The sequence below is a fragment of the Paenirhizobium daejeonense genome, assembly GCF_014280875.1.
In the GTDB taxonomy this organism is placed as follows: domain Bacteria; phylum Pseudomonadota; class Alphaproteobacteria; order Rhizobiales; family Rhizobiaceae; genus Allorhizobium; species Allorhizobium daejeonense.
On the sequence record NZ_JACLAL010000006.1, the window covers coordinates 264,142 to 278,636 of the forward strand.

General features: G+C 61.7%; 12 protein-coding genes. 6 read left to right on the forward strand and 6 right to left on the reverse strand.

Going from position 1 to position 14,495, the window contains the following annotated elements; genetic code table 11:
* Positions 1 to 2 precede the first annotated feature (2 nt).
* Positions 3 to 818, forward strand: coding sequence for an ABC transporter permease (locus H4I99_RS16405; protein ID WP_163902118.1), 816 nt, complete (start codon positions 3 to 5; stop codon positions 816 to 818).
* 2 nt (positions 819 to 820) lie between these two features.
* The gene (locus H4I99_RS16410) at positions 821 to 1,984 is read left to right on the forward strand and encodes a M20 aminoacylase family protein (RefSeq protein WP_244625129.1); all 1,164 of its coding nucleotides are present in this window, start codon (positions 821 to 823) and stop codon (positions 1,982 to 1,984) included.
* 153 nt (positions 1,985 to 2,137) lie between these two features.
* Here H4I99_RS16410 and H4I99_RS16415 read toward each other — a convergent pair whose 3' ends face one another.
* The 4 genes from H4I99_RS16415 to H4I99_RS16430 all read right to left on the reverse strand — a co-directional run bounded on the left by H4I99_RS16415 (position 2,138) and on the right by H4I99_RS16430 (position 7,523).
* On the reverse strand, positions 2,138 to 5,338 hold the full coding sequence (locus tag H4I99_RS16415) for an efflux RND transporter permease subunit (RefSeq protein WP_163902116.1): 3,201 nt from the start codon (positions 5,336 to 5,338) through the stop codon (positions 2,138 to 2,140).
* A complete protein-coding gene (locus H4I99_RS16420) occupies positions 5,335 to 6,318 on the reverse strand; it encodes an efflux RND transporter periplasmic adaptor subunit (RefSeq protein ID WP_186663347.1) in 984 nt (327 codons plus the stop codon). The genes H4I99_RS16415 and H4I99_RS16420 overlap by 4 nt, the downstream gene beginning before the upstream one ends.
* A gap of 26 nt (positions 6,319 to 6,344) precedes the next feature.
* The gene (locus H4I99_RS16425; protein ID WP_163902114.1) at positions 6,345 to 6,545 is read right to left on the reverse strand and encodes a YgaP family membrane protein; all 201 of its coding nucleotides are present in this window, start codon (positions 6,543 to 6,545) and stop codon (positions 6,345 to 6,347) included.
* Positions 6,546 to 6,659: 114 nt separating this feature from the next.
* Positions 6,660 to 7,523 carry a DMT family transporter gene (locus tag H4I99_RS16430; RefSeq protein WP_163902112.1) on the reverse strand — a complete coding sequence of 288 codons (864 nt, stop codon included), beginning with the start codon at positions 7,521 to 7,523 and terminating at the stop codon, positions 6,660 to 6,662.
* 210 nt (positions 7,524 to 7,733) lie between these two features.
* Here H4I99_RS16430 and H4I99_RS16435 point away from each other — a divergent pair, with 210 nt between their 5' ends.
* Entirely contained in the window at positions 7,734 to 8,945 is a 1,212-nt protein-coding gene (locus H4I99_RS16435; RefSeq protein WP_244625130.1) for an MFS transporter, read from the forward strand.
* Here the strand turns inward: H4I99_RS16435 and H4I99_RS16440 are convergent.
* Positions 8,942 to 11,218, reverse strand: coding sequence for a xanthine dehydrogenase family protein molybdopterin-binding subunit (locus H4I99_RS16440; RefSeq protein WP_163902110.1), 2,277 nt, complete (start codon positions 11,216 to 11,218; stop codon positions 8,942 to 8,944). The genes H4I99_RS16435 and H4I99_RS16440 overlap by 4 nt on opposite strands.
* A 2-nt stretch (positions 11,219 to 11,220) precedes the next feature.
* Positions 11,221 to 11,679, reverse strand: coding sequence for a (2Fe-2S)-binding protein (locus tag H4I99_RS16445; RefSeq protein ID WP_163902108.1), 459 nt, complete (start codon positions 11,677 to 11,679; stop codon positions 11,221 to 11,223).
* A gap of 76 nt (positions 11,680 to 11,755) precedes the next feature.
* Between H4I99_RS16445 and H4I99_RS16450 the strand changes: the two genes are divergently transcribed.
* The 3 genes from H4I99_RS16450 (at position 11,756) to H4I99_RS16460 (ending at position 14,421) form a co-directional block, all read left to right on the forward strand.
* Positions 11,756 to 12,343: a TetR/AcrR family transcriptional regulator gene (locus H4I99_RS16450; protein WP_163902106.1), complete on the forward strand. Its 588-nt coding sequence runs from the start codon at positions 11,756 to 11,758 to the stop codon at positions 12,341 to 12,343.
* Positions 12,344 to 12,425: 82 nt separating this feature from the next.
* Positions 12,426 to 13,676, forward strand: a complete 1,251-nt coding sequence (gene ispG, locus H4I99_RS16455; RefSeq protein WP_163902105.1) for a flavodoxin-dependent (E)-4-hydroxy-3-methylbut-2-enyl-diphosphate synthase — start codon at positions 12,426 to 12,428, stop codon at positions 13,674 to 13,676.
* 79 nt (positions 13,677 to 13,755) lie between these two features.
* Positions 13,756 to 14,421 (forward strand): YiaD family glycine zipper/OmpA-like lipoprotein, encoded by a 666-nt coding sequence (locus tag H4I99_RS16460; RefSeq protein WP_163902103.1) that lies wholly within the window; start codon positions 13,756 to 13,758, stop codon positions 14,419 to 14,421.
* Positions 14,422 to 14,495: the final 74 nt, after the last annotated feature.

Consider the following 14,495-nt stretch of genomic DNA (forward strand, 5'->3'; position numbering starts at 1 on the left):
ACATGGCCGAGACCGTCTCCGGAATGCCCGCCTACCAGCCGCCGAAGGCGCGGCACCTTTTCGAGCCGCACCGGCTGCTCCTGATGGCGGTCTTCGCGGCGATCGTCTTCTGCGCCGCATGGTTTATGCGCTGGGACTGGCTGCCGAAATATCAGTGGCGTCTTGCCGCCGGTGTCTGGCAGACATTGCTGTTGCTGTTTTCGACCGCCTTTTTCGGTTTTCTGCTGGCGGTTCCGATCGGGCTCGTACAGGTCACCGGCCCGAGACTGCTGGCCTGGCCAGCCAAGATATTCTGCACGATCATTCGCGGCACGCCGCTGCTGCTGCAGCTCTGGCTTCTCTATTACGGTCTCGGTTCGCTCTTCGCGCAGTATCCCGAGATCCGTTCGTCTTTCCTTTGGCCCTATCTCCGGCAGGCATGGCCCTATGGGTTTGCGGCGCTGATGCTGTCGTTTGCGGCTTACGAGGGCGAGGTGATGCGCGGTGCTTTTGCCGGAGTGCCTAAGGGTGAACTCGAAGCGGCGCGCGCTTTCGGTATGAGCCGGCTAACGATGTTTCGCCGGATCTGGCTGCCGCGGGCGATCCATCGCGCGCTTCCGACGCTGACCGGCGAAACCGTGTTGCAGCTCAAATCCACACCGCTTGTTGCCACCATCACGGTGGTCGATGTCTATGCCGTGATATCGAAAGTCCGGCAGGACACTTATCTCACCTACGAACCGCTGCTATTGCTAGCGCTGATCTACCTCTGCCTGACCGGTCTTCTGGTCATGGCATTTCGCTTTCTCGAAAACCGCATTCCAACCCGTGGTGCATGACGATGACGATACAATTCTCGAACTACATGGCCGATGTGCTGGCGACCCGTCACCATCTCCACCAGTATCCGGAGATCGGTCTTTCCGAGTTCGATACGTCCGACTATGTGGTCAAGCAGCTTGAGGCGCTGGGCTACGAGGTGCATCGCGGCCTGGCCAAGACCGGCGTCGTGGCGACGCTCAGAAACGGAACGAGCAGGAAAAGCATCGGTATTCGCGCGGATTTCGATGCCCTGCCGATCCTTGAGGAAACCGGGGCGGCCTATGCCAGCAAGAACCCCGGCGTCATGCATGCCTGCGGTCACGACGGGCACACCGCCATGCTGCTCGGCGCGGCTCGCATTCTTGCCGAGCGCCGCAATTTCGACGGCGTGGTGCATCTGATCTTCCAACCGGCCGAGGAGAATTTCGGCGGCGCCAAGATCATGATGGATGACGGGCTTTTCGAAAAATTTCCCTGCGATGCGGTGTTCGCACTGCATAACGACCCGACAATCCCGTTCGGCAAGTTCGCGTTGCGCGAAGGGCCGATCATGGCGGCAGTCGATGAATGCATCATCACGGTCAACGGCCGCGGCGGCCATGGCGCGGAACCGCAGGATACGGCTGACCCGATCGTCTGCGGCGCCTCGATCATCATGGCGCTGCAGACCATCATATCGCGCAACATTCACCCCATCGATCCGAGCGTCATCACGGTCGGGGCATTTCATGCGGGCGCGGCGAGCAATGTCATTCCCGAGCGGGCGGAGATGAAGCTTTCCATCCGCTCCTTCGATCCCAAAGTGCGCGACCAGCTCGAGGACCGTATCCGCACCATTGCCGAGGGGCAGGCGGCCAGCTACGGCATGAGCGTCACGCTCGACTACCAGCGCGGCTACAACGCGACGATCAACCACAAGGCGGAGACCGACTTCATCCGCTCGCTCGCGGTCGATTTTGCCGGCGCGGACAAGGTCTACGACATGGACCGACCGACCATGGGCAGCGAGGACTTCGCCTATATGCTGGAAGAGCGGCCGGGCTGCTATTTCTTCCTCGGCACACAACGCACGCCCAACGACCCGCCACTGCACCATCCGCGCTACGATTTCAACGACGACATCCTGCCGGTGGGTACCAGTTTCTGGGTCGAGCTGACGGAAAGGTGGCTGGCCGTAAAGTAAGGTTGGCGGTTCTCTAGGACGCGCGGAGCAGGACTGCTCCGCAGCCTAACGCGACCGGGGTCGAGCCGTATGTCTCGACCCGTCCGGCGGACCTCCCGCAAGCGCGGAGCAGGAACGAGAGGCGGATGAGGAGCCTTTCCTGCAGGACGTCTCTCAAGTCCGCAACACCCGGTAGATCGCCGGAATCACCAGCACGGTCAGAAGTGTCGATGACGCCAGCCCGAAGAGCAGCGAGATCGCCAACCCCTGGAAGATGGGGTCTGTCAGGATCACTACTGCGCCGATCATGGCGGCGAGCGCCGTAAGCAGGATCGGCTTGAAGCGGATGGAGCCGGCTTCGATCAGGACTTCGGTCAGGGGACGTTCGGGTGAAGCCGCATGGCGGATGAAATCCACCAGCAGGATCGAGTTGCGCACGATGATACCGGCCAGTGCGATGAAACCGATCATCGAAGTCGCGGTGAAAGGCGCATGGAACAGCCAGTGGCCGCCAAGGATGCCGATGAAGGTCAGCGGGATCGGTGTCAGGATGACCAGCGGCAGCTTGAACGAACCGAACTGGGCGACGACGAGGATATAGATCCCGAGCAGCGCCACCATGAAGGCCGCCCCCATGTCGCGGAAGGTGACCCAGGTCACTTCCCACTCGCCGTCCCACAGAAGCACGGACTTGCTCTCATCGGCCGGTTGGCCGTGGAGGGCAATTTCCGGCTTTTCGAGTCCTGTCCAATCCTGTTTGTCCAGCGCATCCTGAACGGCGAGCATGCCGTAAAGCGGCGCCTCGAAATCACCTGCCAGTTCGGCGGTGACCATCTCGGCATAGCGGCCGTTGTGGCGGAAGATCGGGAATGAGGCCTGCTCTTCCTTCACGCGGATGACGTCACCCAACTCAACCACGGAGCGCGAACCGGGCAGCAGGTTGGCGGGGATCGGCGTCGAGAGGAACTTTTCGTCCAGTACCTTCGCACCCTTGGGCCGGCTGATGACGATCGGGATCGGTGCGCGGCTTTCGCCCCGGTGAGAATAGCCGATGGTTGTGGTGCCGTTGAGGATCGACAGCGTGTCGAAGACATCGCCTTCCGATACACCGAAGAAGTCGAGATCGTCGGTTGAGATCGTGGCGCGCAGACGGGGGGCGGGTGTTCCGTAGCTATCATCGACATCGACGATGAAGGGCACGGACTGGAAGGCTTCCTTCACCTTCCCGGCGGTCGCGCGGCGCGTATCGGCATCCGGGCCGTAGATTTCCGCCAGCAGGGTCGCCATGACAGGCGGTCCGGGCGGCGGTTCCACCACCTTCAGCACGGTTCCCTCCGGCATGGCGACTTCCGCCAGGAGCCGCTTGCGCAGGTCGAGCGCTATGTCATGGCTTGAGCGGTCACGTTCGCCCTTCGGTGTCAGGTTGAGTTGCACGTCACCCATATAGGCGTTCGAACGCAGATAGGCGTGGCGTACCAGACCGTTGAAGTTGAAGGGCGCGGCCGTTGCCGCGTGGGTCTGGACACTGATGACTTCCGGCGTGGCCAGCGCCACCCTGGCGACATCCTGAGCCACCGCATCGGTTGCCTCGACGGACGAGCCTTCCGGCAGGTCGATCTGCACCTGCAGTTCCGATTTGTTGTCGAAGGGCAGGAGCTTCACCGTGACGTGCTTCGTATAGAAGAGCGAGAGGGAACCGAGGGTTGCTACGCCAACGAGCAGAAGGAAGACCCAGCTTGCCTTTTTCGAGGCGAGGATCGGGCGGGCGACCGCGGCATAGCCTTCGCCGAGTCGGCCGCCGGTGCCGTGAGTGGTGTCGTGATGCAGTTTCGCCTTTCCGGCGATCTTCAGCATCAGCCAGGGTGTGACCACGACGGCGACAAAGAAGGAGAAGATCATCGCCGCCGAGGCGTTTGCCGGGATGGGGCTCATATAGGGACCCATCATGCCGGACACGAACATCATCGGCAGCAGGGCGGCAACCACGGTGAGCGTTGCGACGATGGTGGGATTGCCGACTTCGGCAACGGCGTCGATGGCCGCTTGCCGGCGATCCTTGCCGTCGTTGAAGCCCCAGTGCCGTGCGATGTTCTCGATGACGACGATGGCGTCGTCGACGAGAATGCCGATCGAGAAGATCAGGGCGAAGAGCGAGACGCGGTTCAGCGTGTAGCCCATCAGGTTTGCGGCGAAGAGGGTGAGCAGGATCGTCATCGGGATGACGATCGCGACCACGATGGCCTCGCGGCGGCCGATGGCGACCCAGACGAGCGCGATGATGGAGAGCGTTGCCAATCCGAGATGGAAGAGCAGTTCGTTTGCCTTCTCGTTGGCGGTCTCGCCATAATTGCGCGTGACCTCTACCGACATGCTGTCCGGGATCAGCTTGCCCTTCAGGTCCTCGACACGGTGGAGGATCTCCTCGGAAACGACGACGGCATTGGCGCCAGCGCGCTTGGCGAGCGCCAGCGTGACGGCTGGAACACGCTTCATCTCGCCGTTCTTGTCCCGCGTGACGGTCGAGGTGCGGGCTTCTTCCGTATCGCTGACGAAAGAAACGTCGGCGACATCGCGCACATAGACGGGGCGGTTGTCGCGGGTGGTCAGCAACAGGTTGCCGATTTCGGTGGGCGTGGAGAGTGTTTCTCCCGCGACAACGTCGATCTGCCGGCTGTTGCTCCTGACCTCGCCGGTCGGGAAGGCTCGGTTTGCCGCAGTGACCTTAGCGGAAAGCTGTTGCAACGTTACCCCGTTGAGCGCCAGTTTTTCCGGATCCGGAGCGATGCGGATGGCGTCCCCCGCCTCGCCGACGAGGTAGCTGAGGCCGACATTGTCGATCTTTGCCATTTCGACGCGCAGTTCGCGGGCGATGCGGGTGAGTGCAGTGGCGTCGACCTCGGCGCCCTTGTCTTCCGAGGGCGTGAGTGTCAGCGAAACAATGGCCACGTCATCGATGGTGCGTCCGACGACCAGCGGTTCGGGAATGCCGACCGGGATGGAACCCATGTTGGCCCGGATCTTGTCGTGTACGCGCAGGACAGCGCTGTCGCCGGAAGTCCCGACGATGAAGCGCGCGGTGACGACCACCTTGTCGTCATAGGTCGTGCTGTAGACGTGTTCGACATCGTTGATGCCCTTGACGATGGTCTCTAGCGGTTCGCTGACGAGTTTGACCGCGTCCTCCGCCTTCAGGCCGTCGGCGCGCACGATGATGTCGACCATCGGCACGGAGATTTGTGGCTCCTCCTCGCGCGGCAGCGTTATCAGCGCGATGAGGCCGAGCGCGAGCGCAGCAAGCAGGAAAAGGGGGGTAAGCGGCGAGGTGATGAAGCTCTTTGTCAGGCCGCCAGCAATCCCAAGGCTGGGAATCTTCATGGCAGTACGATCTCGTCGCCGGCAGCAAGGCCGGTCAGGATTTCAGTCATCGGCTGGCCGTCGATCTGGACCGGTTTCGCGGTCACGACGGCGCGCTCCGTCGTTCCCTCGCCCTTCTTTATGGTGACATAATCGACACCATAGCGGTTCTGCAACGCAGCTTTAGGGAGGAAGAGCGCATCGCGCTCCCCAACCGGAACCCGCACGAGGACGCGCTTGTTGACGAAGGAGGTTGGCAGGTCGCCGACCTCGACATCGGCGATGACCCGGCCGTTGTCGATCTCGGGATAGATCTTGGCCAGACGTCCCTTGCTTTGATGACCATTGCCGCTGTCGATCTCTATCGAGGCGCCTTCCCCAAGAAGGTCTGCATGGCGTTCGGGGATCGCGAGGCGCAGATAAAATCCGCCGCCGCCAATGGTGGCAACGGTCTCGCCTGCCATGATGACGGCATCCCTGGTGACAGGGACAGTCAGTACCTTGCCCTCGGTTGGAGCGAGGACGTCGCCCTCCTTGCCCTGCTCTATGTAGACAGACCGCTGCGCTTCAGCGGCTGCGATCTGGTTGCGCACGACATCGACCTGTGTGCGCAGGGCATCGAGCCTCTGGGCAGTAGTAACCCCGCGCTTGATCAGTTCCTCGCCACGGCTCAGTTCCGACTGGGCGTTGTCCAGCGAAGCCTTCAATCCCTGAAGTTGGGCGTCGATCGCGGCGATCTGGAAGTCGATCTTGTCATCCTTGACCGTGGCGATCACGTCACCTGTACCGACGCTGTCGCCTTCCGTTACCTTGAGTGCGATGACGGTTCCGCCGATGCGGGCGCGCGCAGACACGTTGTCGCGGGTTTCGACACGACCATAGACCGCCTTCCACTCAGGGACCTTCATCGGCTGGAGGCGAAGGGTTTCCGCGTGCAGCGCGCTGGTTGCCATGAGCGTGAGTGTGAACGCCGTCAGGCGGGCAAGCGGCTGGACAGTCATGGTGCTGTTCCTCGTGGCGATTAAATTCAGAATGCGGTTCCCGAGCGGGCGCCGAGCTTCTTGAAGATCATTGCGGCCGGGCAGAAACCGGTAAAGGCCGATTGCAACAGGTTGGCGCCAATGAAGACGGTGAGCCATACAAACAGGGGATGTACGAACATCGTCAGCAGGACAGAAAGAAGAACCATCACGCCGGCGAATGCCAGAACCATACGATCGAGAGACATGGAGACCTCCGTTAGAATACTTTCATACATTCGTATATATGATGATTTATATGTTTGCAAGCCTTATTCCGCGCAAGAGAATAAGCAAATACGTCCATTTGCGAAAGGGAAGGTTCAGCCCCTTGCCGTAAGGCGTTCGCTGAAGACGATGATCAGACCTGCGCTGCAGATGAGTGCTGCACCGATGAAAACGTTGGCGGCCGGGATGTCGCCCCAGATCGCATAGCCGAGCACGAAGGCCCAAACGAGGGACGTATATTCGAAGGGAGCGAGAACGGAGATCGGCGCCCGTCGCATACCCTCGAAGAAGGCGAATTGGGCACCGCCGCCGATGATGCCGGTCGCCAGTGACAGAGCAAGCTCGACGGGTGTCGGAGTATGCCAGACACCGATCAGCACTGCGCCGGTCAAAAGCAGGAAGAAACTGTTCGTCACGGTCATCTGCACCAGCGAGCGCGCGCCCATGGCGGTACGGCGAAGCAGAACGGTCGAGAAGGCCCAGAGGCAGGCGGCCTGAAGCGCGAGATAGACCGGAAGCGTGATCTTCATGCCGATGGGATTGCTGGCGATCAACACACCGAGGAAGCCGACGATGACCGCAAGCCAGCGCGGGAGCGTCACCCTTTCGTTGAGGATCGGCACTGCTAGCAGAGTCGCGACTACCGGTGCCGCGTAATAGAGCGTCTGCAGAGAGGCGAGTTGCATCGATTTCGCGGCGTTGTAATAGGAGAGCCACGCGGCAAGCAGCAGAATGCTGCGGATCATCATGGGTTTCACGACCGGGGAGGAGGCCGTCTCGCGAACGAGGGAGGGTCCGCCGAAGATCAGACATCCGGCAAGGATCGTGGCGCTGCGGAAGAACAGGATCTGCCAGACGGCCGTGGTTTCGACGAGGATCTTGATGGTTCCGTCGTGCAGGGTGAACAGGAAATAGGAGAGGCTGGTCAGCAGAATGCCGATGCCGACGGAGGTTTTCACTCTTGCACCTGTGGAGGATATCGAGGGAGGCGGCAGGCGCTGGCACGCCGGACGAAGTAAGCGAACACATCTCCCCCGTTCCGCATTTCCTGTCAATCGACATGAACTCGCCTATGTCGCAAAGATACAAATCGTGAAAAAAGGCACCGCTTCCGTCATTGAGAATTCAATCGATTTAAATAGGATTGTACCAACACGAAGGAGGACGTAATGGCGGAGATAGCGAAGGAAGCTGCTGTAATGGGCGCGGGCGGCCGTCTGATCACGCGCTCCCGGGCGGCGGTTTCCGCGCTGTTCTTTCTCAACGGATTGATGATAGGCGCCTGGGCGCCGAAGATCCCCGTTTTCTCATCGGCGTTGCAGCTCAGTGAGGCTGGTCTTGGTCTCATGCTGTTCGTTTTCGGTATCGGTTCACTTCTTTTGATGCCGATTGCCGGCATGCAGATCGCCCGGTTCGGCTCCAGCCGCGTCGTTCAGGTCGCAGCTTTTTGCTTTCTGCCGACGATCGTCGGATTAACGCTCGTTCATTCGGTCTGGGCGGGAGCCATCGCCATATTCCTGTTCGGGGGCATCGGCGGCGCGATGGATGTGGCGATGAATGCAAACGCGGTCGAGGTCGAACGGTCGATGCGCCGCTCGATCATGTCGTCCTGCCATGCGTGCTGGAGCCTTGGATGCCTGATAGGTTCAGCGACGGGCGGGATTCTTATCGCGTTTATGGGGCCTTTGGGCCACGCATTGACCGTTGCGAGCGCCGGATTGGCTCTATTTTTCATCATCCGGCCGATGATTTTCTCCGACGCGCCGCATCCGTCGCAACAGCGGGAGCGCGCCCGCTTTCCGCTTTCGCCGCTGCCCTGGCTGATCGGCATCGTCGCTCTCTTTTCGATGATTCCTGAAGGTTCCATTCTCGATTGGGGTGCACTTTACCTGCGCGACGAACTCAATGCGCCGACCGCGCTTTCCGGCTTCGCCTTTGCCGCTTTTTCTCTCGCCATGTCGGCTATGCGTTTTGCCGGCGATCTGGTGCGCGACAGGCTGGGTGCGGTCAGAACGCTGCGGATTTGCGCGGTCATATCTTTCGTCGGTCTCATCATCGCAGGACAGGCACCCAATGTAACGGTTGCGCTGATCGGCTTCGGTATTGCCGGCATCGGAATTTCCAACATGGTGCCGATCGCCTTTTCGGCCGGCGGCAATATCCCCGGACTTGCGCCGGGGATCGGGCTTTCGGTCGTCACCACGCTCGGTTATTCCGGTATCCTGTTTGCGCCATCGCTCATCGGCTTCATCGCCGAGTACACTTCGCTTGCCACGATCTATACCGGCGCGTCGCTGCTCAGCCTCGTCGTACTAGCGCTGTCGGGTCTTGCTCGTCATGCGGACCGGGTCGGCGATACCGAGCAGCGCGCGAACGCCTAAGCGAATTCGATCTCGTTTGCGAAAGGCAGGCGGCGCAGCCGCTTGCCCGTGAGCGCGAAGATGGCATTGCCGAGAGCCGGCATCGACGGCGGCGTACCGGGCTCTCCCGCGCCGCCCATGTGGGGGGCGTTTTCCAGAAGCTCGACTTCGATCCTCGGACACTTATCGATGCGCAACGCATCGTGCTCATGGAAATTTGATTGTTCGACCGCGCCATCGGCAAAGGTGATCTGCTGGCCGATGGCGGCCGACAGGCCGAAGACGATGCCGGACATCATCTGGGCCTTGAAGTTGAGCGGATCGAGCACGAGGCCGGGATCGGCGGCGCACCAGACGTTTTCGATGCGGATCGCGCCGTCCTGCCCGGAGACCTCCACCACTTCGGCGACCCAGGTGCCGAAGGAGAGCGAGAAGGCAAGGCCTCGGGCGTGGCCCGGTTGCGCGGGCGTTGTCCACCCGGCCATGTCGGCCGCTTTTTCGACCACGGCGCGGGCGACGGGGAAATCCGCCATCAGCTCCCGACGGAGATCGAGGGGATCGCGCCCGCCGGCATGGGCGATTTCGTCGATGAAGCTTTCATGCATGAAGACGTTGTAGGAGTTTCCGACCGAACGCCAGAAGCCGACCGGAACCGCCAGCGGCACCTTGCGGCCGTCGATCCGGTAGTTCTCGATGCCATAGGGTTGGTTGAAGGCGCCGTCGATCAGCGCATTGTCCGGACCGCCCATGGGGATATCGGGATAGTAGCGGCCGACGGCGCTGGTCATCACCGACGGCGAAGCGACGGATCCCACAAGCGCTCGGGGAATGCCTTTCTCGTCGAGGGATGCCCTGTAGCGTGCCTTGGCCACCGGGCGATAAGGACCGTGGGTCATGTCCTCCTCGCGGGTCCAGGTCACCTTGACCGGCCGGCCTTCGGCTTCGAGCGCCAGACGAATAGCATAGTCGGAGAAATCCGGCTCGATGCGGCGTCCGAAGCCGCCGCCAAGGAAGGTGGTATGGACCCTGATCTTTTCCTTCGGCAGGCCGGTGATGCGCGAACCCACCGCGTCGATCAGCGTCGGTCCCTGGTTCGGTGCCCAGACTTCGAGAAGGCCGTCCTTCAGCCGCGCGGTGGCGTTCATCGGCTCCATGGCGGCATGGGAGAGGAAGGGGGCGTCGTATTCCGCTTCGACGATGCTGTCATGCGGGGCGTCGGCGAATACGAGGTCGGGATCGCCAAGCGTGCGCAGGCTGAAGGAATCCGTTCCCTTGAGGGCTTCCGTAAGCAAGGCCTCCATATCGGCGGATGAGGGCGGGATAGGTCCCTTTTCCCATTTTATGTTGACTGCTTCCGCCGCCTTGAAGGCTCGCCAGGTGTTATCCGCGATGACGCCGATGCCATGGCCGTAAGGGCTATCGATCGCGACGATCTTCTTTACGCCCGGCATGGCGAGTGCTGTGGTGGCATCGAAGTCCTTCATCCGTCCGCCGGGACTGGGGTTCATCCTGACCGTGCCGTAGAGCATGTCGGGCAGGTCGACATCGACGCCATAGATCGGTGCGCCGGTGACCTTGGCCAGCATGTCCTTGCGCGGTTGCGGCTTGCCGAGGATCTTCCAGTTTTTCCGTTCGCGCAGGACGATATCGGATGGCGGCACAAGGTCCGCGGCTTCCAGCGCCACGTCTCCGTAAGAGAGTGTTTGGCCTGATGCGGGATCGGTGATGATGCCGTCCTTCGTCGTCAACGACGCGGCCTGTGCTCCGAGCCGGCGGGCGGCGGCCTGCTTCAGGGTTTCGCGCGCGGCGGCGCCTGCGTGGCGCATCCTTTCGAAACCATCGATCATCGAGGTCGAGCCGCCAGTGAACTGCAAGGCGACGAACTTGGCGACCACTCCCATGGTGCTGCGCAGGCTCTCAGCGAGGAAGCTTTCGTCGAAACGCGGAAACGGCGCACCTTCGCGCATGGCTGCCGCATTGTAATAAGCGGGCGCGGAAGGGCCATGCTCAATGACCACCTGATCCAGCAGGACGTCGAGTTCCTCGCAGACGAGGGCGGCAAGCGTGGTGTAGCTGCCCTGTCCCATCTCGGCGCGCGGGGCGATGATGGTGATGCGGTTGTCGGAGCCGATCTTGACGTAGGGATTGAAGGTTGCTTCGCCCTCGGCGAGCTCGTCCTTCAGCGGATTGGCGAGGGGTTTCCGGTAGCTGTAGTAGCCGAAGGCGACGCCGCCTGCGACAGCGGCGGTGCCGAGGAGAAAGGTGCGTCGCGCGATCTTGCCGATGCTCGCCATGGTCACGCTCCCGCCATCTGGCCGGCCGCCCTGTGTATGGCAGCGCGGATGCGTGGATAGGTGCCGCAGCGACAGAGATTGCCGGACATGGCCGTGTCGATATCCTCGTCCGTCGGGGAGGGATTGGTTTCCAGCAGGGCCACGGCGTTCATGATCTGGCCGGCCTGGCAATAGCCGCATTGCGCCACCTGTTCGTCGATCCATGCCTGCTGAACCGCGTGCAAGGTGTCACCCGAGGCAAGGCCGTCGATGGTGCGGACGGGTGAGGTGACGTCGGCCGCCGCAATCTGGCAGGAGCGCACGGCCTCACCGTCGATGATGACGGTACAGGCGCCGCAAAGCCCGGCGCCGCAGCCGAATTTCGGGCCTTTGATGTTGAGGGTGTCGCGCAGCGCCCACAGGAGCGGCATGTCGGGTTCCACCTCGATGGCATGGGTGGTGCCGTTGACGATCAGGTTCACTTCGTTGCCCTCCTGGTTTAGGGTCGCTTGAGACTATCGCTATGACAAAATAACAAAATATGTCAGAACGTCAATTATGGATGAATTGAAGACCGATCACAAGCGGGCGACGGTGCTGGCGGCGGCGCTCGCCACCTTCATGGCCTATGGCTACAAGCGCACGACGATGGACGACATCGCCCGTGCCGCGGGGCTTTCCCGTCCGGCGCTCTATCTTCTCTATCGCAACAAGGCGGATGTCTTTCGCGCCTGCGTCGAGGTGAAGATGGAGGAGATGCGGGTGAAGGTGGCTGGGTGTTTCGACGGGCGGGGCTCGCTCAGCGGCCAGGTCGAGGCGGCGCTGATCGAGGGGATACTGCGTCCGCATGAGGAAATCGCGGGAACGCCGCATGGCGCCGAACTCTTTGACGTCAATCACGAATTTTCCGGCGATCTGTTCCTTGCCTGGATGACGACCATCGAGACGGAAATCGCCACTGGCCTGCTGGCTGCCGCCGAAGCGGGCCAGATCGGCACTGCTTCAGGCCATGTTTCCCTGCAGGAAATCGCATCAATTCTTCTTGATGCCGTGGAGGGCATGAAGATGCGGACGCCCGGCATCGATGTGCTTTCCCGCAAGCTGCCAGTGCTCGTGCGCATGCTGATCGCGCCGCTCGAGACGTAAAGGGTTTTTTAGCCCGTGGTTGACAAGCGATCCCGTTTGATCCACCTCAGTCCAGCAGTTTTCTGCCGTTCGAGAGACTCCGATGGCTTCAGCAGACGAATTTGATCCCAAACCGCGCCGCGCAACCGTGGCCGTCGATGTCGGCGGCGTGATCGTTGGCGGCGGCGCACCCGTCGTCGTTCAGTCGATGACCAACACCGATACCGCCGATATCGATGCGACGGTCGCCCAGGTGGCGGCGCTCTTCAAGGCCGGGTCCGAGATCGTGCGCATCACGGTCGACCGTGACGAGAGTGCCGCTGCCGTGCCGAAGATCCGCGAGCGGCTGCTGCGGCTCGGAATGGATGTGCCGCTGGTCGGCGATTTCCATTATATCGGCCACAAGCTTCTGGCCGATCATCCGGCCTGTGCCGAGGCTCTGGCGAAGTATCGCATCAATCCCGGCAATGTCGGTTTCAAGGACAAGAAGGACAAGCAGTTCGCCGATATCGTCGAGATGGCGATCCGCTATGACAAGCCTGTCCGCATTGGCGTCAACTGGGGCTCGCTCGATCAGGAACTCCTGACCAGGCTGATGGACAAGAACCAAGAAGAGGGCTTCCCGCTTTCCGCCCGGCAGGTGACGCGCGAGGCGATCGTGCAGTCCGCCCTTCTTTCCGCCGAACTTGCCGAAGAGATCGGCCTGCCGCGTAACCGCATCATCCTGTCGGCCAAGGTTTCCCAGGTGCAGGACCTGATCGCCTGTTATTCGATGCTGGCAGAACGTTCCAACCATGCCCTGCATCTCGGCCTGACCGAGGCCGGTATGGGGTCGAAGGGCATCGTGGCGTCCTCGGCGGCCATGGCTTACGTGCTGCAGCACGGTATCGGCGACACGATCCGCGTGTCGCTGACACCGGAGCCGAATGGAGACCGCACGAAGGAAGTGCAGGTGGCGCAGGAAATCCTGCAGGTTATGGGCTTCCGCCAGTTCATTCCGGTGGTCGCGGCCTGTCCCGGCTGCGGGCGCACGACCTCGACGGTGTTTCAGGAACTCGCCCAGCGCATCCAGGACGACATCCGCAAGAACATGCCGGTGTGGCGCGAGCGCTATCCGGGTGTCGAAGGGCTCAACGTCGCAGTCATGGGCTGCATCGTCAACGGACCGGGGGAGAGCAAGCACGCCGATATCGGCATCTCGCTCCCCGGTACGGGCGAAACCCCGGCTGCTCCCGTCTTCATTGACGGGCAGAAGGCGATGACGCTGCGGGGTCCCAACATCGCTTCCGATTTCGAAGCGCTGGTGAACGACTACATCGAAAAACGCTATGGCAGAAAGAGCGCCGCCGAGTAAGATCGCCGGTCTCACAACTTCATATTGCCGCAATTGGGCTGTTGAGGCCTTCCGAGTTCCACTGGGAGTGATTCCGAAGATGATCAAGAAGCTTTCGATCCTCGCGCTCGCCGCGATTTTCCTTTCCTCCTGCACCACAACCGACCCCTATACCGGTCAGCAGAAGGTTTCCAATACAGCTGGCGGCGCAGTGCTCGGTGCGGCTCTCGGTGCAGTTGGCGGTGCAGTCGTTGGCGGTGGCGGACGGTCGAGCCGTAATGCGGCCCTGATCGGCGCCGGCATCGGTGCTCTGGCCGGCGGCGCGATCGGCAACTACATGGACCAGCAGGAAGCCGAGCTTCGCGCCCAGCTTCAGGGAACCGGCATCTCGGTTACCCGCGTCGGCGACCGGATCATCCTCAACATGCCGTCCAACATCACCTTCGCCACCGACCAGTATGCTGTGATGCCGCAATTCTATCCGACGCTGAACTCGGTCGCGATCGTGCTCAACAAGTTCAACCGTACCCTGGTCGACATCAACGGCCATACGGACTCGACCGGCAGCCTGCAGCATAACCAGCAGCTGTCGCAGAACCGCGCCGACTCGGTCGCCAACTACCTCTACGGTCAGGGCCTCGACCAGCGTCGCGTTTCCTCTGTCGGTTTTGGTCCAAGCCAACCGATCGCATCCAACGCGACGCCGGACGGACGCGCTCAGAACCGCCGCGTGGAGATCCAGATCGCGCCGATCACGCAGGGCTGACGGTCCGGCCAGCAGGCCGTTCCCGATGGGATCATTCAAGGCGTCGCTTCCGGGCGACGCCTTCTTCTTTGGTC

Bases quoted from the DNA above. Each gene is read 5' to 3' on its own strand.
- H4I99_RS16420 (WP_186663347.1), bottom strand. From the start codon at position 6,318: ATGACTGTCCAGCCGCTTGCCCGCCTGACGGCGTTCACACTCACGCTC.
- ispG (WP_163902105.1), top strand. From the start codon at position 12,426: ATGGCTTCAGCAGACGAATTTGATCCCAAACCGCGCCGCGCAACCGTG.
- H4I99_RS16425 (WP_163902114.1), bottom strand. From the start codon at position 6,545: ATGTCTCTCGATCGTATGGTTCTGGCATTCGCCGGCGTGATGGTTCTT.
- H4I99_RS16410 (WP_244625129.1), top strand. From the start codon at position 821: ATGACGATACAATTCTCGAACTACATGGCCGATGTGCTGGCGACCCGT.
- H4I99_RS16440 (WP_163902110.1), bottom strand. From the start codon at position 11,218: ATGGCGAGCATCGGCAAGATCGCGCGACGCACCTTTCTCCTCGGCACC.
- H4I99_RS16415 (WP_163902116.1), bottom strand. From the start codon at position 5,338: ATGAAGATTCCCAGCCTTGGGATTGCTGGCGGCCTGACAAAGAGCTTC.
- H4I99_RS16405 (WP_163902118.1), top strand. From the start codon at position 3: ATGGCCGAGACCGTCTCCGGAATGCCCGCCTACCAGCCGCCGAAGGCG.
- H4I99_RS16450 (WP_163902106.1), top strand. From the start codon at position 11,756: ATGGATGAATTGAAGACCGATCACAAGCGGGCGACGGTGCTGGCGGCG.
- H4I99_RS16460 (WP_163902103.1), top strand. From the start codon at position 13,756: ATGATCAAGAAGCTTTCGATCCTCGCGCTCGCCGCGATTTTCCTTTCC.
- H4I99_RS16435 (WP_244625130.1), top strand. From the start codon at position 7,734: ATGGCGGAGATAGCGAAGGAAGCTGCTGTAATGGGCGCGGGCGGCCGT.